Origin of the sequence: Sporosarcina sp. P37 (genome assembly GCF_002109365.1) — a bacterium.
Classification (GTDB): domain Bacteria; phylum Bacillota; class Bacilli; order Bacillales_A; family Planococcaceae; genus Sporosarcina.
On the sequence record NZ_CP015349.1, the window covers coordinates 3063824 to 3078902 of the forward strand.

Here is a 15079-nt window from a genome sequence, read left to right on the forward strand (position 1 = left end):
CTTCTTGTGATAAAGTTATCTGAGAGAATTCGGGAGGGGTTTGGGACATGCATCTTTATGGAACACAGGCCGTGAATGAAAACGGCCACCTGACAATTGGCGGAGTAGACGTTACTGAACTGGCATCACAATACGGGACACCTGTCATGGTGTACGATACGGAATTAATTAAATCGCGCGCGCAGGCGTTCAAAGAAACGTTTGAGAGAAAAAATATTGACGCCCAGGTTGCCTATGCAAGCAAGGCGTTCTCTTCGATTGCCATGTATCAGCTGGCAGATCAGCAGGGACTCTCTCTGGATGTAGTATCAGGCGGAGAATTGTTTACTGCGGCAGCAGCAGGATTCCCGCGTGAACGGATTCATTTCCACGGCAATAATAAAAGCCGTGAAGAAATTGAGTATGCGTTTGACGAGGAAATCGGCTGTATTGTAGTTGATAATTTCTTGGAAATCGATCTTATTAAAGAAATAGCTGAAAAACGCGAGCAGTCCATGAATGTATTAATTCGCGTAACGCCGGGCATTGAGGCGCATACTCATGATTATATTACAACAGGCCAGGAAGACTCAAAATTCGGTTTTGATTTGAAAAATGGTCAAACAGATCAGGCATTTTTGGCATTGTATGATCATGAATATATCCGTTTTCTTGGTATGCACTGTCATATCGGATCACAGATTTTTGAAACTGATGCGTTTCGTTTCGCAGCAGAAGTGCTGATGGAAAGAATGGCAGAGTGGCGAAAAGACTATCAGTTTATCTGTCCTGTCTTGAATTTAGGCGGCGGTTTCGGTATTCGCTATACAGAAGAAGATACGCCCCTTGAGCCGGCTGTTTATGTGGAAGAAATGGCTGATGTGGTAAAAAGCATGGCGGAGGAAAGCGAATATCCGATTCCGCAAATTTGGATTGAGCCCGGCCGTTCACTTGTCGGCGATGCGGGAACAACGATTTATTCCGCAGGCAGCACAAAAGATGTGCCGGGCGTGCGTACATACGTAGCGGTGGATGGCGGTATGTCTGATAATATTCGTCCGGCTTTATACGATGCACCCTATTCCAGTGCGCTGGCCAACCGGATGAATGAACCGCATGACCGGCTATGGACCGTGGCGGGAAAATGCTGTGAGTCGGGTGACAAACTGATTGAACAGGCCGCGCTGCCGCAAGTGGAGACCGGTGATCTGTTGGCGGTCTTTTGTACAGGCGCATACACCTACTCGATGGCCAGCAACTACAATCGATTGCCGCGTCCTGCTGTTGTGTTCGCGGAAAAAGGAAGGCACCAGCTGGCAGTCAGACGTGAAACATATGAAGACATTATTAAATTAGATCTTCCGCTGCAGCCGGATGAAAAAGGAAGTTTCTCATGAGAAAGAAAAACATCATTCTATTTATCTCCATTGTAGGCATGGCGGTTATCTGGGGAGTCATCTATTGGTATTTCGTCGTTCCGGTGATTGATCCGCGCTTTAAATAAGCGCGGGTTGAAGTTAGCGTAGGATTGGTGTAGACTGTACAAAGGATTTCTGAAAAGAAGGGGTTACTATTGAATCTTATTCGCTTTAAGAAAGCACAAGAGAAAATTGCTATGGGCTTTTTATCTTATATCCCTAGTGAAAAAATGTTATGCAAATTACAAGAAACTGTTCAGCAATATATTTGCAATGAACAGTGGCAGCTGTTTCTTTATAAAGAATCAGAAGACTATATCGGATTAATCGGTGTGGAAACGGATGATGAAGCCAAGATATATACCGTTCAGCATATTTCCGTAAATCCGTCATTCCGCGGGGAAGGCATCGCGTATAAGATGATGATGGAATTGCGGGAGATTTATCCAGGATATAGCTGTCAGGGAACAGATTTCACCGAACCTTTTATACAGAGTTGTCTACGAAAAGAAGAAGGCGCAGATCTTTAACGGCTGCCCTTCTTCTTTTCTTCACGTTGTAAGAGAATATCAGACCGGTCCCGCTGCATATGTTTATGAATGACGGACGCGCTGTCTTTTGGCAGCAGGGAGAGCTGCGGCTTGAAATTGTCTGCTTCCATCTGCAGCCCGCGGGAAACCGGCAGCTGAAATGAACGGAAGCCGGCACCTGATTCTATGCGGGTGAGGCAGTATTCCAGCTGATCGATGACTTCATCAAGAGCCACTTCTTCCAGGTAGTCGCTGAACTGTACAGGCATCTCACGAAAGCGCACTAATGCTTTATTCAGGGTGCGAGATGCGCCAGCGATATTTCCTCTGCGCCAGTGATATAATCCTGTAGCCATGAGAATGTAGCCTGTCAAAGGATGATCCTTTGAAAAATCTTCTTGTTCTTTCCAATATTCCTCAAGCACTTCATGGCATTCAAAATAATCTTGATTGTCATTGAAATACACAATAAACTGTAGAAACAGAGGATGATAGTAAGGGTGCATACAATACATTCCTTTCTGATAAGGTAGGTAGGTAAAATGAGTTATAGTGTGAAACTGGAAGTCTTCGAAGGTCCGCTTGATTTATTGCTGCATTTGATCAACCGGCTCGAAATCGATATTTATGACATCCCCATGGCGGAGCTGACACAGCAATACATAGAACATCTGCACGCCATGCGCGTTCTTCAACTAGATGAGTTAAGCGAATATCTTGTGCTGGCAGCAACTCTTCTCGAGATAAAAAGCAAAATGCTGCTGCCTGTCAATGAAGAAGAAACATTCATCGAAGAATTCGGCTATGAAGAAGATCCGCGGGAAGAACTGATTGCACGGCTGGTGGAATATCGCAAATACAAAGAAGCGGCCCATTCTCTCCGCGAATCTGCAGCACACCGGGATGAGCACTTTACAAAAGAACCGGAAGATCTGACCGAATACGGTGAACCGGTGATGGCGGAAACAGAAGAACAGCTGAATGTCTTTGACTTGATCGGCGCATTTCAAAAGATGCTGCACCGGAAGAAACTGCGGCTGCCCCTGACAGCGAGTATAACAAAATCAGAGCAGTCTGTCGGCGATAAGATGTCTGTCATCATGAGCAAGCTGGAATTGAGCGGCGGGGAATGTGAGTTTCATGCGCTTTTTGACACGGCGAGCGTGCCAGAACTCGTGCTGACATTTTTGTCTCTGCTGGAGCTGATGAAGTTACAGGAAGTGACAGTGCGTCAAAGCCGTAATTTTGAAGAATTACGAATCTCATTGATGTGAAGGGATGAGGGGAATGGACATAGAACCACGTTTCATCGGGATGACTGAAAGTTTTTTATTCGTCGCGGGTGAGGAAGGATTGACACTTGCACAGCTTGCAGCATTATTGGAGTGTGACGAAGAGCGGGCGGAACATATTGTCATGACGCTGCAACAAAAATATGATGAAGACATTACACGCGGCATTACTGTAAAAAGTTATGGCGGGAGCTGGCGCCTCATGACAAAAAGTGAATGGGCTGACGACATCAAGCGAATGCTGGAAGATCCGAAACCTTCTACATTTACACAGGCTGCACTCGAGGTGCTTGCCATTATTGCCTACAAACAGCCTGTGACGCGCGTAGAGATCGATGACCTGCGGGGAGTAAAGTCAGAACGGGCGCTGTCTTCATTGGCAGGCAAAGGGTTTGTGGAGGAAGTGGGTCGCATGGAAGGACCGGGGCGGCCTATTTTATACGGCACCACGGATTTCTTTCTTGACCGCTTTGGACTGGCTTCTCTTGCGGATATGCCTCCGCTGTCATTAGATGAAGAACAGGAGTCTTCGGAAGATACGGATTTATTCATGACGAAATTCCAGGAAGCGTTTTCCATTACCGAAGAAGGAGGACATGATGCTTGAAAAAGATGACGATCATCGTTCTACTGATAATATCTCTGCTGTTGAATCCCCTTAGCAGTCAGGCTGCAGGATCTTCTTATGCAGTGATAGACGGAGAGACCGGCAGATTGCTGATGGGCGAAAATGAGCATTATCCGCTGCCTATCGCGAGTCTGACGAAAATGTGGACTGCATACACGTTTTTAGATATACAGCCGGATGATCAAGACACTGTCATCTCACATCAGGCGGCCACAGCGGAAGGATCATCAATTTATTTGGAGGCGGGTCAGACAAGAAGTACCAGGGACTTACTGTATGGCCTAATGCTCCGCTCAGGAAATGATGCGGCACAGGCACTGGCTGAACATGCCGGGGGGTCGCTCGAGGGGTTTGTCTACTTGATGAATGAAAAGGCGCGCAGTCACGGCCTGGAACAGACGTACTTTACGAATCCGTCCGGTCTTCATGCAGAACATCACCTGTCTTCGGCGTATGATACGGCAAAAATGCTGTATTTTGGAATGAAGAATCCCGAGTTCAGAAAAATCGCATCCACTGTAAATTATCCGTTTGAAACAGAGCAAGGTAAAAACAGCTGGCAGAATAAGCACAGGCTGGTACTATCTGAGCCAACAGCGATCGCAGGCAAAACAGGTTTCACGAAAGCTGCCGGACGAACACTGGCAACTTATTTTGAAAAAGACGGAAAATCAGTCATTGTTGTCACACTGAATAATGGCAACGACTGGCAAGTGCATAAACAGCTGTCTCAGCAAGTGTTCTCCGAGTATCAATTGTCTACGGCAGTGAAAAAAGGACGTTATCAAGTATTTCCTCACATGACTGCGAAACTGGATCAGACAGTTAAACTTCTCGTAAACAAAGAAGAAAAAAAGTTGCTGTCCAATGTGCTGCAAATTCCCCAAACAGACGGGAAGCAGAAGAAAGGTTATTGGTCTATATATTTAGGGACTGCACCAATCAAGACAATAGCGGTCGATATCGAAACAGAAAAATGAATAGAAAACATACTATTTTGAAGATTGGCCTCTACAGGTCAGTCTTCTTTTCATTTAGCCCAAAGTGTGACATAATTTTTTCAGTATGTAACATCAAGGAGGAACCCATGGAAAGATTACAAAAGGTATTGGCACAGGCCGGCATTGCTTCACGAAGAAAATCAGAAAAACTGATCTTGGACGGCCTGGTTAAAGTAAATGGTAAAGTAGTAACGGAACTTGGCACTAAAGTTAGCAGAATGGACACAATTGAAGTGGAAGGCGTTCAATTGACGAAGGAAACACCTGTTTATTATCTGCTTTATAAACCACGAGGCTATATTTCAACTGTGGATGATGAAAAAGGACGTAAAACGGTGATCGATCTGGTGCCGGAAGTGAGTCAGCGTATTTTCCCTGTCGGCAGACTGGATTATGACACATCGGGCGTGCTGCTGCTCACAAATGACGGAGACTTCTCCTATTTGATGACGCACCCTAAGTTTGAGATCAAAAAGAAATATGTAGCCAAAGTGAAAGGAATCCCGTCACGCGAGAACCTGAAAAAGCTGGAAACAGGTATTGAGCTTGAAGACGGTAAAACCGCTCCGGCTCATGTCAAAATGACAACTGTGGATAAAAAGACGAATACCGCAATTGTAGAAATTACCATTCACGAAGGGCGGAATCGTCAAGTGCGCAGAATGTTTGACGCGATTGGCTGTCCTGTGCAAAAACTAAAGCGTGAAGAGTTTGCTAACTTAACGACACGCGGATTGAATGCAGGGGAAGCTCGGGAATTAACAACACATGAACTGAAACAATTACGTGTTCTGGCTGAAACAGGAAAAATCGGCTGAGAAAACGTCAAAAGTTCACAAACCTATCACTAGTGCGGTGTCAACTGAATTTTCGTTTTGGTATAATAGCGGTTGGCACGTGAAATAGACAGGAGGTTACATGATTGGCCAAAAAAAGAAATAAAAAGACTGTCAGGCTGATTAGCAGAGCAGCCCTTCTATTAATTTTAGCAGCGGTCATGGTCTACGCAATTGCTTCAAAAGATAAAGTGAAAGTCTTGGCTGAAGGTGATACAGCGCCTGATTTTGAACTTGTGGATTTGGAAGGCAACGCACATCGTCTGTCCGATTATAAAGGCGAGGGTGTATTTCTTAATTTCTGGGGCACTTGGTGTCCGCCTTGTAAAAAGGAGATGCCTCACATGGAGGATCTTTACAAAGACTTCGAGGCGAAAGGTGTACATATCCTGACGGTGAACGTTGGAGAGCCGAAAGTGAAGGTAGAACTGTTCAGAGATGATATGAACCTTTCATTCCCGATGCTGTGGGATAAGAACAAAACAGTTATGGACTTGTACAATATCAAACCATTGCCAACGACTTTTCTGATCAACCCTGAAGGGAAGATTACAAAAGTTATTAAGCAAGGAATGACAGAACAGCAAATTATCGAGTATTTAGAAAGCATACAACCAAAGTAAGGAGATTGTTACTCAATGAGCAAAATCATATGCCAATGCGGGCATGAAAATCCTTATGGTACAGAGCTTTGTGAAAAGTGCGGACGGCCCTTGTCTGAAAAGGCAAAGAAAAGTGATATTGTAGATATGCGTTATGAAGGGTCTTCGAGGAGATCCCAAACATATAAAAGCTCCATAATCGATAAAATATGGAATTTCTTCTCCAGTGTAAAAATTGGGGTCGGCATCATTGCGGCAGTGCTGATCGCTTCTGCAATCGGAACCATTTTCCCGCAGAAATTCTATGTGCCCGCCACTACGCCAGAAGGGTATCTTGAATACTATGAGCGCCTGTATGGCACGGCAGGTAAATTGTATTATCAGCTCGGGTTTTACGATATGTATAACAGCTGGTGGTTTAAAGTTCTGATCTTTATGCTTGCCACATCTATCATTATCGCAAGTATTGACCGGGTCGTACCGCTGTATAAGTCTCTTAAAAAGCAGCGCACGCGCCGTCATCCTTCATTTATGAGGCGTCAGCGGATTTACGGAGCAGGCAATGTTCAAAATACGGCAGAATCATTAGCGAAAGCAGAAGAAAAGCTGAAAGCTCTGCGCTATAATGTGAAAACTGAAAATGGTGCAATATTAGCTGAAAAACACCGCTTCTCACGGTGGGGTCCGTATGTAAACCACACAGGGCTGATTATATTCTTCATCGGCGTACTGTTGAGAGGTATTCCGGGCTTCTATGTTGATGAAGCGATGTGGCTTCGTGAAGGTGAGACACGAAATATCGTCGGTGCGCCGGGATATGTACTGGAAAACAAGAAATTTACATTAGAAAACTATTCCAAAGAAGAAGCGGAAGAAGTATTCGGTGAAGCTTTGGATAAAGTCGGCACGATTGCCAAAACGTATAAAACAGATGTCACACTCTATAAGCAGGATGAAAATGCTCTGCCCGGCAGTGAAAGTCTGACAAAAGTAAAGGATTATCCGATTGTTGTAAACAAACCATTGAAATTTGACGGCTATAATGTGTTCCAGATGGATTATAAGCTGAACGAACTGAAAAGTATGACGTTTAACTTGGTCAATAAATCTTCTGAAGAATCTTTAGGGGAATTCACTGTTAATTTAAGTGATCCGGAAAAAGAATACGATCTTGGCAATGGCTCATCAGTTAATATGCTCGGTTTTTATCCGGACTATGACGGGATTAAAGATGGTGAACCGTTTTCGAAGTCACCGGTTCCGAATAATCCGGCATTCATATTTCAGATGAACACACCAGATAAACCAGAAGGTGAAAAAAGTTTTGTCGCGATCCGTCAAACGCTTGAAGTGGAAGAAAACGACTACGCTATTAAGTTTGCCTCTGCTGAAACCCGCAATATTTCAGGTCTTACGATTCGGAAAGACAAAACATTGTATATTCTGTTACTTGGCGGTCTGATCTTCATGATCGGCGTCATTCAAGGTATGTACTGGCAGCATCGCAGAATCTGGATTCAAGAGGATGCAGAAGGACACCTATTGATTGCAGCTCACACGAATAAAAACTGGTTTTCTTTACGTAAAGAACTGGATAAATTACGGGAGTCTGCAGACTTGCCTGCTTATATAGATCGTCAGGATCCTGAGTTGGACAAGCCGGAACAGGAAGGGGACGAAGAGATATGGACTTAATTACCATAAGCAGTAATTTATTATTGGTTTCATTTGTTGCTTATTTGGTGGCAACATTGTTTTTTGGAGGGGCTATTAAAAAGTCAAAAACAGAAAAAGCCTATCAAAACAGTAAGTGGGGCACAATCGGTCTTGTGATTACAATCATCGGTTTCCTGTCTCATTTAGGCTATTTTTTCACACGGTGGGGCGCTTCAGGCCATGCACCTCTCAGTAATATGTTCGAGTTCACAACTGCATTTGGCATGATGCTAGTGGGGGCGTTCATTTTATTGTATATTATATACCGAACACCGTCACTTGGATTATTTGCGCTGCCGATTGCGATTATTATTATCTCCTATGCAACGATGTTCCCGACAGAGGTCACGCCGTTGATCCCAGCACTGCAAAGTAAATGGTTATTCATTCATGTAATTACAACGGTTATCGGAGAGTCGATACTGGCAATCAGTGCGATCGCGGGACTGGTATTCCTGGTGAAAAATATTGATATGACAAAGAAATCTAAATCACGTTTTTGGATTGAAGCAGTGATGTATACACTGATTCTGGTTCTTGGTTTTGTTGTCACATCAACTACATTCAAAGTAATGAATTATGAAGCAGAATTCACGTATATTGATAAAAATGAAGCGCCTGCCGAAATCACGTATCATGTTCCTCCGTTATTCGGAATGAATGAATATGAAGCGATGACACCGGATACTATGACGCCATGGGTAGAAATGCCGCCTATCATCAACGCGCAGAAGTTATCCTCACTAGTGTGGTCAATTGCAGTAGGTTCAGTTCTTTATTTGCTGCTGCGGTTAATTGCGCGCAAGCCGATTGCTGCGGTTTTCCAGCCACTCGCGAAGAAGGCAAACTCTCAACTAATGGATGAGATCGGCTATCGTTCGGTATTAATCGGTTTCCCTGTATTTACACTCGGAGCATTGATTTTCGCTATGATTTGGGCGCACGAAGCCTGGTCGCGATTCTGGGGATGGGATCCGAAAGAGGTGTGGGCACTCATTACATGGTTGTTCTACGCCGCATTCCTTCACTTGCGCCTGTCGCGCGGTTGGGAAGGCAAGAAGTCCGCTTGGCTGGCAGTGATCGGTTTCGTCATCATTATGTTCAACTTGATTGCGGTAAACTTAATTATTGCTGGTTTACACTCTTATGCATAAGCTACGGCTGCATGACAGAAAATGTCATGCAGTCTTTTTATTTCTATTTGGAGGGTAATAATTGTACAATGGAGACAGAAGTATGTCGAAAGGGGCAATGTTTTGTGGAAGAAACCGTGAAGTTATTAGTGGTGGATGATGAGGATCGTATCCGCCGTCTGTTAAATATGTATTTATCCAGAGAAGGCTATGAAATTGACGAGGCAGTTGATGGAGCAGAGGCTCTTGAAAAAGCATTCACTGAACAATATGACTGTATTTTGCTCGATGTCATGATGCCGGAGAAAGACGGTTTGGAAGTGCTGGCGGAATTGCGTGAGAATAAGCTGATGACGCCTGTCATTCTTTTGACCGCGAAAGGGGAAGAGGCAGATCGTGTAGGCGGATTCGAGAGCGGTGCAGACGATTATATTGTCAAACCGTTCAGTCCGAGGGAAGTCGTGCTGCGTGTGAAAGCGATGCTAAGACGCTCCGTTTCATTTCCTAATGTATCATCCAATACGACGTCGAAAGATCTGGTCGTATTTCCGCAGCTAACAATTGATCACGATGCACACCGCGTAACGGCAGAAGGCAAGGAAGTCAATTTGACGCCAAAAGAATATGAATTGCTGTATTTCCTTGCAAAGTCACCAGACAAAGTATTTGACCGTGAACAATTGCTGAAAGAGGTATGGCATTACGAATTTTTCGGAGATTTGCGGACAGTCGATACACATGTAAAACGTCTGCGTGAGAAATTGAGCCGTGTGTCTGAAAAAGCGGCAAAGATGATCGTCACTGTCTGGGGTGTCGGGTATAAGTTTGAGGTTCCGAACGAATGATGAGAATATGGAATTCAATTGTCGGGAAGCTATGGGCCACCATATTGCTTCTCGTTTCCTTTGTCTTGTTTATCGTCACACTGTTCCTGCTGGAGTTTCTGGATAACTTCCATACGAAACAAGCAGAAGAGTCATTGCAGAGAGAAGCTGCCACCATCAGCAAAATTGTCAACGACCAAAGCGGACAGAAGACCGATTCTGTACATCAGATTATAGAAGATATTCTTGATGCGGAAACTAATGCTCTTGTGGTAGACCCAAGGGGAGACGTTCTTTATTCATTCCACACATCAAGCAGCAAACAAGAGATTGAAGAAAAGCTTCTTTCGGAAAAAGGCTTATTTGATTCGCCTGAAACCGGCAAGCAAAAAATGAAGGAAATGATACTGCCTTCTCTGACTGAAGCGGATGTCATGGAGCAGTTTTTAATTCTTTCTTATCCGTATGAACAGGCATCTGGCCAACAGGCAAGTGTGCTCATGTACCAAAGTTTGGATGCTGTTCACAGGACGACTAAAAGTACAACGAATATTGTATTCCTTTCTGCGTTTATCGCATTTCTTCTGACAACATTTTTTGCTTTTTTCCTATCCACACGTATAACACTGCCGCTGCGTAAAATGAAGCAGGCCGCTTTTGAATTATCAAAAGGGAACTTTGATACGCATTTGCCGGTCATGCAAAAAGATGAAATAGGTCAGCTGGCAACCGCTTTTAACCAGATGGGACGTCAACTAAAATATAATATGGAATTGATCAAGCAGGAGAAAGAACAGTTGTCGAGCATCTTGACGTCGATGACAGACGCGGTTGTGACATTTAATCAAGACTATTCTATCCTGCTTAAAAACCCTCAAGCAGAACTGCTGCTGAAAAAATGGTACGGCTATAACGAGAAAAAGGAACATCCATTGCCAAAAGAAGTGTTCCATATGCTTGAACATGCTATTTCATTTGACGAGGAAGTGGAGGATGAACTGGAATTAGGCGGACAGTTTTATGTGATCTCTATCAGCCCGCTGTACAGTGAGAGCAGTATCCGCGGAGCAGTTGCTGTGTTCCGTGATATGACGGAGCAGCGTAAACTGGATAAGCTGCGTTCTGATTTCATCGCGAACGTTTCGCATGAACTGCGCACGCCAATTTCGATGCTGCAGGGATACAGTGAAGCGATTATCGATAATGTAGTGAGCAGTGAGGAAGAGCGTATGGAAATGGTTCAGATTATTCATGACGAATCAAAACGTATGAGCCGTCTCGTAACCGATTTGCTGAGTCTGGCCAGAATGGAGTCAGGACATATTCAGCTGTATAAAGAACCTTTGCCGATTGTGGAATTCCTCGACCGCATGGTGACGAAATTTTCACAAGTAGCCAAAGACGCACAAGTCACCTTATCTTTACAGACTGAAGAGCCAGAAGCACTTCTCGTGACCGCTGACGAAGACCGTATGGAACAAGTTCTGACCAATTTGATCGACAATGCCATCCGCCATACACCAGATGGAGGAGCTGTTACGCTAGGGGTGTTCCGTACCGGTGGAATGCTCGATATTACAGTGGCTGATACAGGCGTAGGGATTCCTGAAAAAGATCTGCCATTCGTTTTTGAACGTTTTTATAAGGCGGATAAAGCGAGGACGAGAGGAAAAGGCGGGACCGGGCTTGGTTTGGCGATTGCAAAAAACATTATGGAAGCGCACAATGGATCTATTTTAGCGACACGCGGCGAACAGTCAGGAACCATCTTCATTTGTTCACTTCCATTTGATTCAGCAAAGAACTGAAACTTTATCCTTGCTGAATCGACTACTAGTACAGAGCGAGGGGATTGAATGGATGATTCCGTTTTTCAGCGGCTATATGAAGATTATAACCGTGACGTGTTTAATTTCCTGACATATTTAACCCGCAACCGGGAAGTGGCGGAAGATTTGATGCATGAAGTGTATGTGCGCGTTCTTAAATCATATGGCCGGTTTGAAGGGAAAAGTTCTGAAAAAACTTGGCTGTTTGCGATTGCAAAGAATGTTTCCATTGATTACTTCCGTAAACAGTCAACAGTCAAGAAACATACCAATCTTCATTTTGATTGGGAGACACAGCAATTGACCGCGCCCGGACGTTTGCCGGAACAGCTGCTGGAAGCGGATGATGAGCAGCGGCAAGTGCTGAAAGCATTAGACACATGTACAGGGGATCAGAAAATGGTCATCCTGATGCGGTTCTTCCAGGATCTCACAGTTGCTGAAACAGCAGAGATTCTGGAGTGGACCGAAAGCAAAGTGAAAACGACCCAGCATCGGGCAATCAAATCGCTGAAGGAGAAACTGGAAGTACAATCCATGAGGGAGGGGTGATGAGATGAGTGCGGATAAGTGGAATGAAGATGAAATAAAAAAGCGATTACATAATATGCCGGTTGTAGAAGATCAGCGTACTAAAGATGAGATTTTGCATCGGCTGAAGAATGATTCAAGACTTGCCGAAAATAAAGAACCGGAGAAAAAAAGGTCTGCATTCAATTGGCCCCCGATCATTGCGGCTGCCGCAGCGATTCTGCTGCTCACCATCCTGGTGCCTGTTTTCCTTCAGCAAAACACTGAAGTATCGATGGATAAAGCAGTGACGGAAGATTCCGGCGAAACCAATCAAATGGAGAGCGCAGAAGAAACCGAGTCTAGTGAATCCGCAGATGTATCCATGTACACCAAAATGGGACCAGCGCCGCATTATGCCGTTTATCCCGCTGACACAGCTTCTCATACAGCATTCCACATCGGACTTATTACAGATCAGGCAATGGTCGTTCCTGTGACATTCCTGATTCCAGATGAACAAGTTCGTCAAGATATAGGAGTTTCACCGACTGCTGTTGCACTATACAATGCATACGCTTCTAAAATAGATGAGGAATCACTTGGCTTCTCAGATTATCACCCCTATGATGCGGCGGTATCGTCAGATGGTCTGCGTATGACGATGAAGTTTGCGAAGGGACATTCTTATGATGTATCCAGTGCGGCACTTGAAATGCTGAACTTGTCTGTGCAAGATACATTTTACGGATTTGAAGAGGTGGAATTTCTGCAGGAAGATGGATCACCGATTACGTTTGATCAGGTGGGAGAAATAAAAGAACCTATCAAGTTAACGGGTGCTCTGTCCCGGCAGGCGTACTATCTGTTCGTGAAATCAGACGGGGAAGCGGTCCTGTCTTCCGATTTCGGCAAATCTTTTCATACAGTGACAGAAGCATTGAATGAAATGAAAACAACGCCAAATGATATATATGCTACTGTAATTCCTGAAGGCGTGGATTTTTCCGTATTAGAGGAATCCGGCCGTGTGAAGGTGCAATTCACGGAAACACTAGATCTAGAGAAGTATCAGCCCGAAGAAGCAATGCAGCTGATAGAAGGGATTTTGCTTACAGCAGCAAGTTTTGACAAGCGGGTGGAATTTGATCAAATCGTGCAGAAACAATGGAACGGTTTTGACTTTACCCAGCCGCTGGAAAAGCCGGTTGGAGCGAATCCTAAATCTCTAATTATCGAATAACTCTGTTTTACAGACTTGTGAAGTTTACAAAACAGTTTTTTTGCGCTATAATAGGTTCATAATTAAATATTGATTCATCTTCGGGGCAGGGTGTGATTCCCGACCGGCGGAAATGAAATAGTTTTCTATTTTTAGCCCGCGAGCTTAACAGCTGATTCTGGTGAGATTCCGGAGCCGACAGTATAGTCTGGATGGGAGAAGGTGAAGGTGCAGCCATCTTTTTGTGTACGCAAAAGTGGTGCTTGATTTCTGACGGATAATGATCTATATATTATCTGTTATTAAAAGCGCATTTTACTCTCCCTAAAGCATTTTTGCTTTAGGGATTTTTTGCAGAACAACGGATGAGCAAGCCTTTCCTCTTTTGAAGTGAATCGCAAAAGGAGAGAGGAACAAGTGAATAACAAGAAGTTACGCAAGTTAATATTGGTGGCAATTCTCGGGAGCATCTCGACTGTATTGATGCAGTTCAACTTCCCGATCCCGGCAATGCCCGGATTTTTAAAGATTGATTTCAGTGAAATTCCGGCTGTCATGGCAATCATGACGATGGGTCCGGCTGCAGGAATTGGCGTGGAATTATTGAAAAACGTCATGCACTGGTTTTTGCAGGGAAGCCCGACTGGTGTGCCGGTAGGTGAAATCGCAAACTTTGCAACAGGTGTATTGTTCATTATGCCGATCTACTGGATTTTTATGAAGTATCGTTCTGCTAAAGGTCTGGCTGCAGGGTTAATCGCCGGTACGGTGGCAATGGCAGTAGGTATGAGCGCATTGAATTACTTGGTGTTCTTGCCGATGTACACATATTTCCTGGGTATGCCAGCAGTTACTGGCGACTCGCTGTATCAGATGATCATATTAGGAATCCTGCCGTTCAACCTGGTCAAGGGTGCCATGTTATTAGCCATCACGTTAATGTTATATAGAAGCATGGAGAAGTGGATTCTCCAGCAGCAAAAGAAATTATCGTTCTAAACAAATAAGCGCCAGTCTCCTTGAATTAAAAAGAGACTGGCGTTTTTGTGCGTAAAGGAAAGCGGAAAATCGCAGCAAAGGATGGACGCGCAAGAAAAATTCAATACAGCTTCATAGAGCGCGTATCTCCTGATGCGCCAATGCTCTGCCGATGTCCGCTTGCATTCTCTCTGGTTAATCCAGTCAAAGAAAAACAACACATCCAATAGCAGGAAGTGTTGTTGGGATTGAATCAATCTTCATATTTTAAAGGATCGCCTTCGAAGGGCTCATCCGCAATTTTAATTGAATCCGTAGGGCAGCCATCGAACGCATCTTCAAGATCCTCCATCAGTTCTTCTGGAACTTCAGTGTTTCCCGTGTTATCATCTAAAATAACAAATGCAATCCCCTCATCGTCATAATCATAGATATCGGGTGCAGCAGCCCCGCAAGCGCCGCAAGCTATGCATGTATCCTGATCGACAATCGTATACTTTTTGCTAGACATTGTCTTTCTCCCTTCTTCCATTCACTCTACCTTTTTTGTACCTACTCTATTCTAAAGCTGTTTTCATCAC

16 protein-coding genes, 1 pseudogene and 1 riboswitch are annotated in these 15079 nt (G+C 44.3%); of the genes and pseudogenes, 14 read left to right on the forward strand and 3 right to left on the reverse strand.

Annotated features, from left to right (window positions below):
• The first annotated feature begins 47 nt into the window (after positions 1-47).
• Both lysA and SporoP37_RS15245 read left to right on the forward strand, forming a co-directional pair.
• Positions 48-1376: a diaminopimelate decarboxylase gene (gene lysA, locus SporoP37_RS15240; protein ID WP_081244482.1), complete on the forward strand. Its 1329-nt coding sequence runs from the start codon at positions 48-50 to the stop codon at positions 1374-1376.
• A gap of 176 nt (positions 1377-1552) precedes the next feature.
• The gene (locus tag SporoP37_RS15245; protein WP_231293262.1) at positions 1553-1927 is read left to right on the forward strand and encodes a GNAT family N-acetyltransferase; all 375 of its coding nucleotides are present in this window, start codon (positions 1553-1555) and stop codon (positions 1925-1927) included.
• On the opposite strand, the gene SporoP37_RS15250 is transcribed toward SporoP37_RS15245, so the two are convergent.
• Positions 1924-2283, reverse strand: a complete 360-nt coding sequence (locus SporoP37_RS15250) for a DUF309 domain-containing protein (RefSeq protein ID WP_232329854.1) — start codon at positions 2281-2283, stop codon at positions 1924-1926. The two genes, SporoP37_RS15245 and SporoP37_RS15250, sit on opposite strands and share 4 nt — an antisense overlap.
• 6 nt (positions 2284-2289) lie before the next feature.
• Positions 2290-2442: pseudogene (locus SporoP37_RS17765) on the reverse strand (DUF309 domain-containing protein); the annotation flags it as partial.
• A 27-nt stretch (positions 2443-2469) separates the two neighbouring features.
• Between SporoP37_RS17765 and SporoP37_RS15255 the strand changes: the two are divergent.
• From SporoP37_RS15255 to SporoP37_RS15310, 12 genes are all read left to right on the forward strand, one after another.
• Complete coding sequence (locus SporoP37_RS15255) at positions 2470-3201, forward strand: segregation/condensation protein A (protein WP_081244484.1); 732 nt, start codon at positions 2470-2472, stop codon at positions 3199-3201.
• A 13-nt stretch (positions 3202-3214) separates the two neighbouring features.
• Positions 3215-3826 carry an SMC-Scp complex subunit ScpB gene (gene scpB, locus SporoP37_RS15260; RefSeq protein ID WP_335697287.1) on the forward strand — a complete coding sequence of 204 codons (612 nt, stop codon included), beginning with the start codon at positions 3215-3217 and terminating at the stop codon, positions 3824-3826.
• 5 nt (positions 3827-3831) lie between these two features.
• Positions 3832-4827, forward strand: coding sequence for a D-alanyl-D-alanine carboxypeptidase family protein (locus SporoP37_RS15265; protein ID WP_099662755.1), 996 nt, complete (start codon positions 3832-3834; stop codon positions 4825-4827).
• A 107-nt stretch (positions 4828-4934) separates the two neighbouring features.
• A complete protein-coding gene (locus SporoP37_RS15270; RefSeq protein WP_081244487.1) occupies positions 4935-5666 on the forward strand; it encodes a pseudouridine synthase in 732 nt (243 codons plus the stop codon).
• A 179-nt stretch (positions 5667-5845) separates the two neighbouring features.
• Complete coding sequence (gene resA, locus SporoP37_RS15275) at positions 5846-6307, forward strand: thiol-disulfide oxidoreductase ResA (RefSeq protein ID WP_443028623.1); 462 nt, start codon at positions 5846-5848, stop codon at positions 6305-6307.
• A gap of 15 nt (positions 6308-6322) precedes the next feature.
• Positions 6323-7981: a cytochrome c biogenesis protein ResB gene (gene resB, locus SporoP37_RS15280; protein ID WP_085431376.1), complete on the forward strand. Its 1659-nt coding sequence runs from the start codon at positions 6323-6325 to the stop codon at positions 7979-7981.
• Positions 7972-9156 carry a c-type cytochrome biogenesis protein CcsB gene (gene ccsB / locus SporoP37_RS15285; protein ID WP_085431377.1) on the forward strand — a complete coding sequence of 395 codons (1185 nt, stop codon included), beginning with the start codon at positions 7972-7974 and terminating at the stop codon, positions 9154-9156. Before resB ends, ccsB begins: the two co-directional genes overlap by 10 nt.
• Positions 9157-9260: 104 nt before the next feature.
• Complete coding sequence (locus SporoP37_RS15290; protein ID WP_081244491.1) at positions 9261-9980, forward strand: response regulator transcription factor; 720 nt, start codon at positions 9261-9263, stop codon at positions 9978-9980.
• A complete protein-coding gene (locus tag SporoP37_RS15295; protein WP_085431378.1) occupies positions 9977-11767 on the forward strand; it encodes an ATP-binding protein in 1791 nt (596 codons plus the stop codon). The genes SporoP37_RS15290 and SporoP37_RS15295 overlap by 4 nt, the downstream gene beginning before the upstream one ends.
• A 48-nt stretch (positions 11768-11815) precedes the next feature.
• A complete protein-coding gene (locus tag SporoP37_RS15300; RefSeq protein ID WP_081244493.1) occupies positions 11816-12340 on the forward strand; it encodes a sigma-70 family RNA polymerase sigma factor in 525 nt (174 codons plus the stop codon).
• Between the two features lie 4 nt (positions 12341-12344).
• Positions 12345-13541, forward strand: coding sequence for a GerMN domain-containing protein (locus SporoP37_RS15305; protein ID WP_085431379.1), 1197 nt, complete (start codon positions 12345-12347; stop codon positions 13539-13541).
• 72 nt (positions 13542-13613) lie between these two features.
• Positions 13614-13748: riboswitch (FMN riboswitch) on the forward strand.
• A 189-nt stretch (positions 13749-13937) separates the two neighbouring features.
• Positions 13938-14519 (forward strand): ECF transporter S component, encoded by a 582-nt coding sequence (locus SporoP37_RS15310; RefSeq protein WP_085431380.1) that lies wholly within the window; start codon positions 13938-13940, stop codon positions 14517-14519.
• 232 nt (positions 14520-14751) lie between these two features.
• Here SporoP37_RS15310 and SporoP37_RS15315 read toward each other — a convergent pair whose 3' ends face one another.
• Entirely contained in the window at positions 14752-15009 is a 258-nt protein-coding gene (locus SporoP37_RS15315; RefSeq protein WP_081244890.1) for a ferredoxin, read from the reverse strand.
• Between the last annotated feature and the right edge of the window lie 70 nt (positions 15010-15079).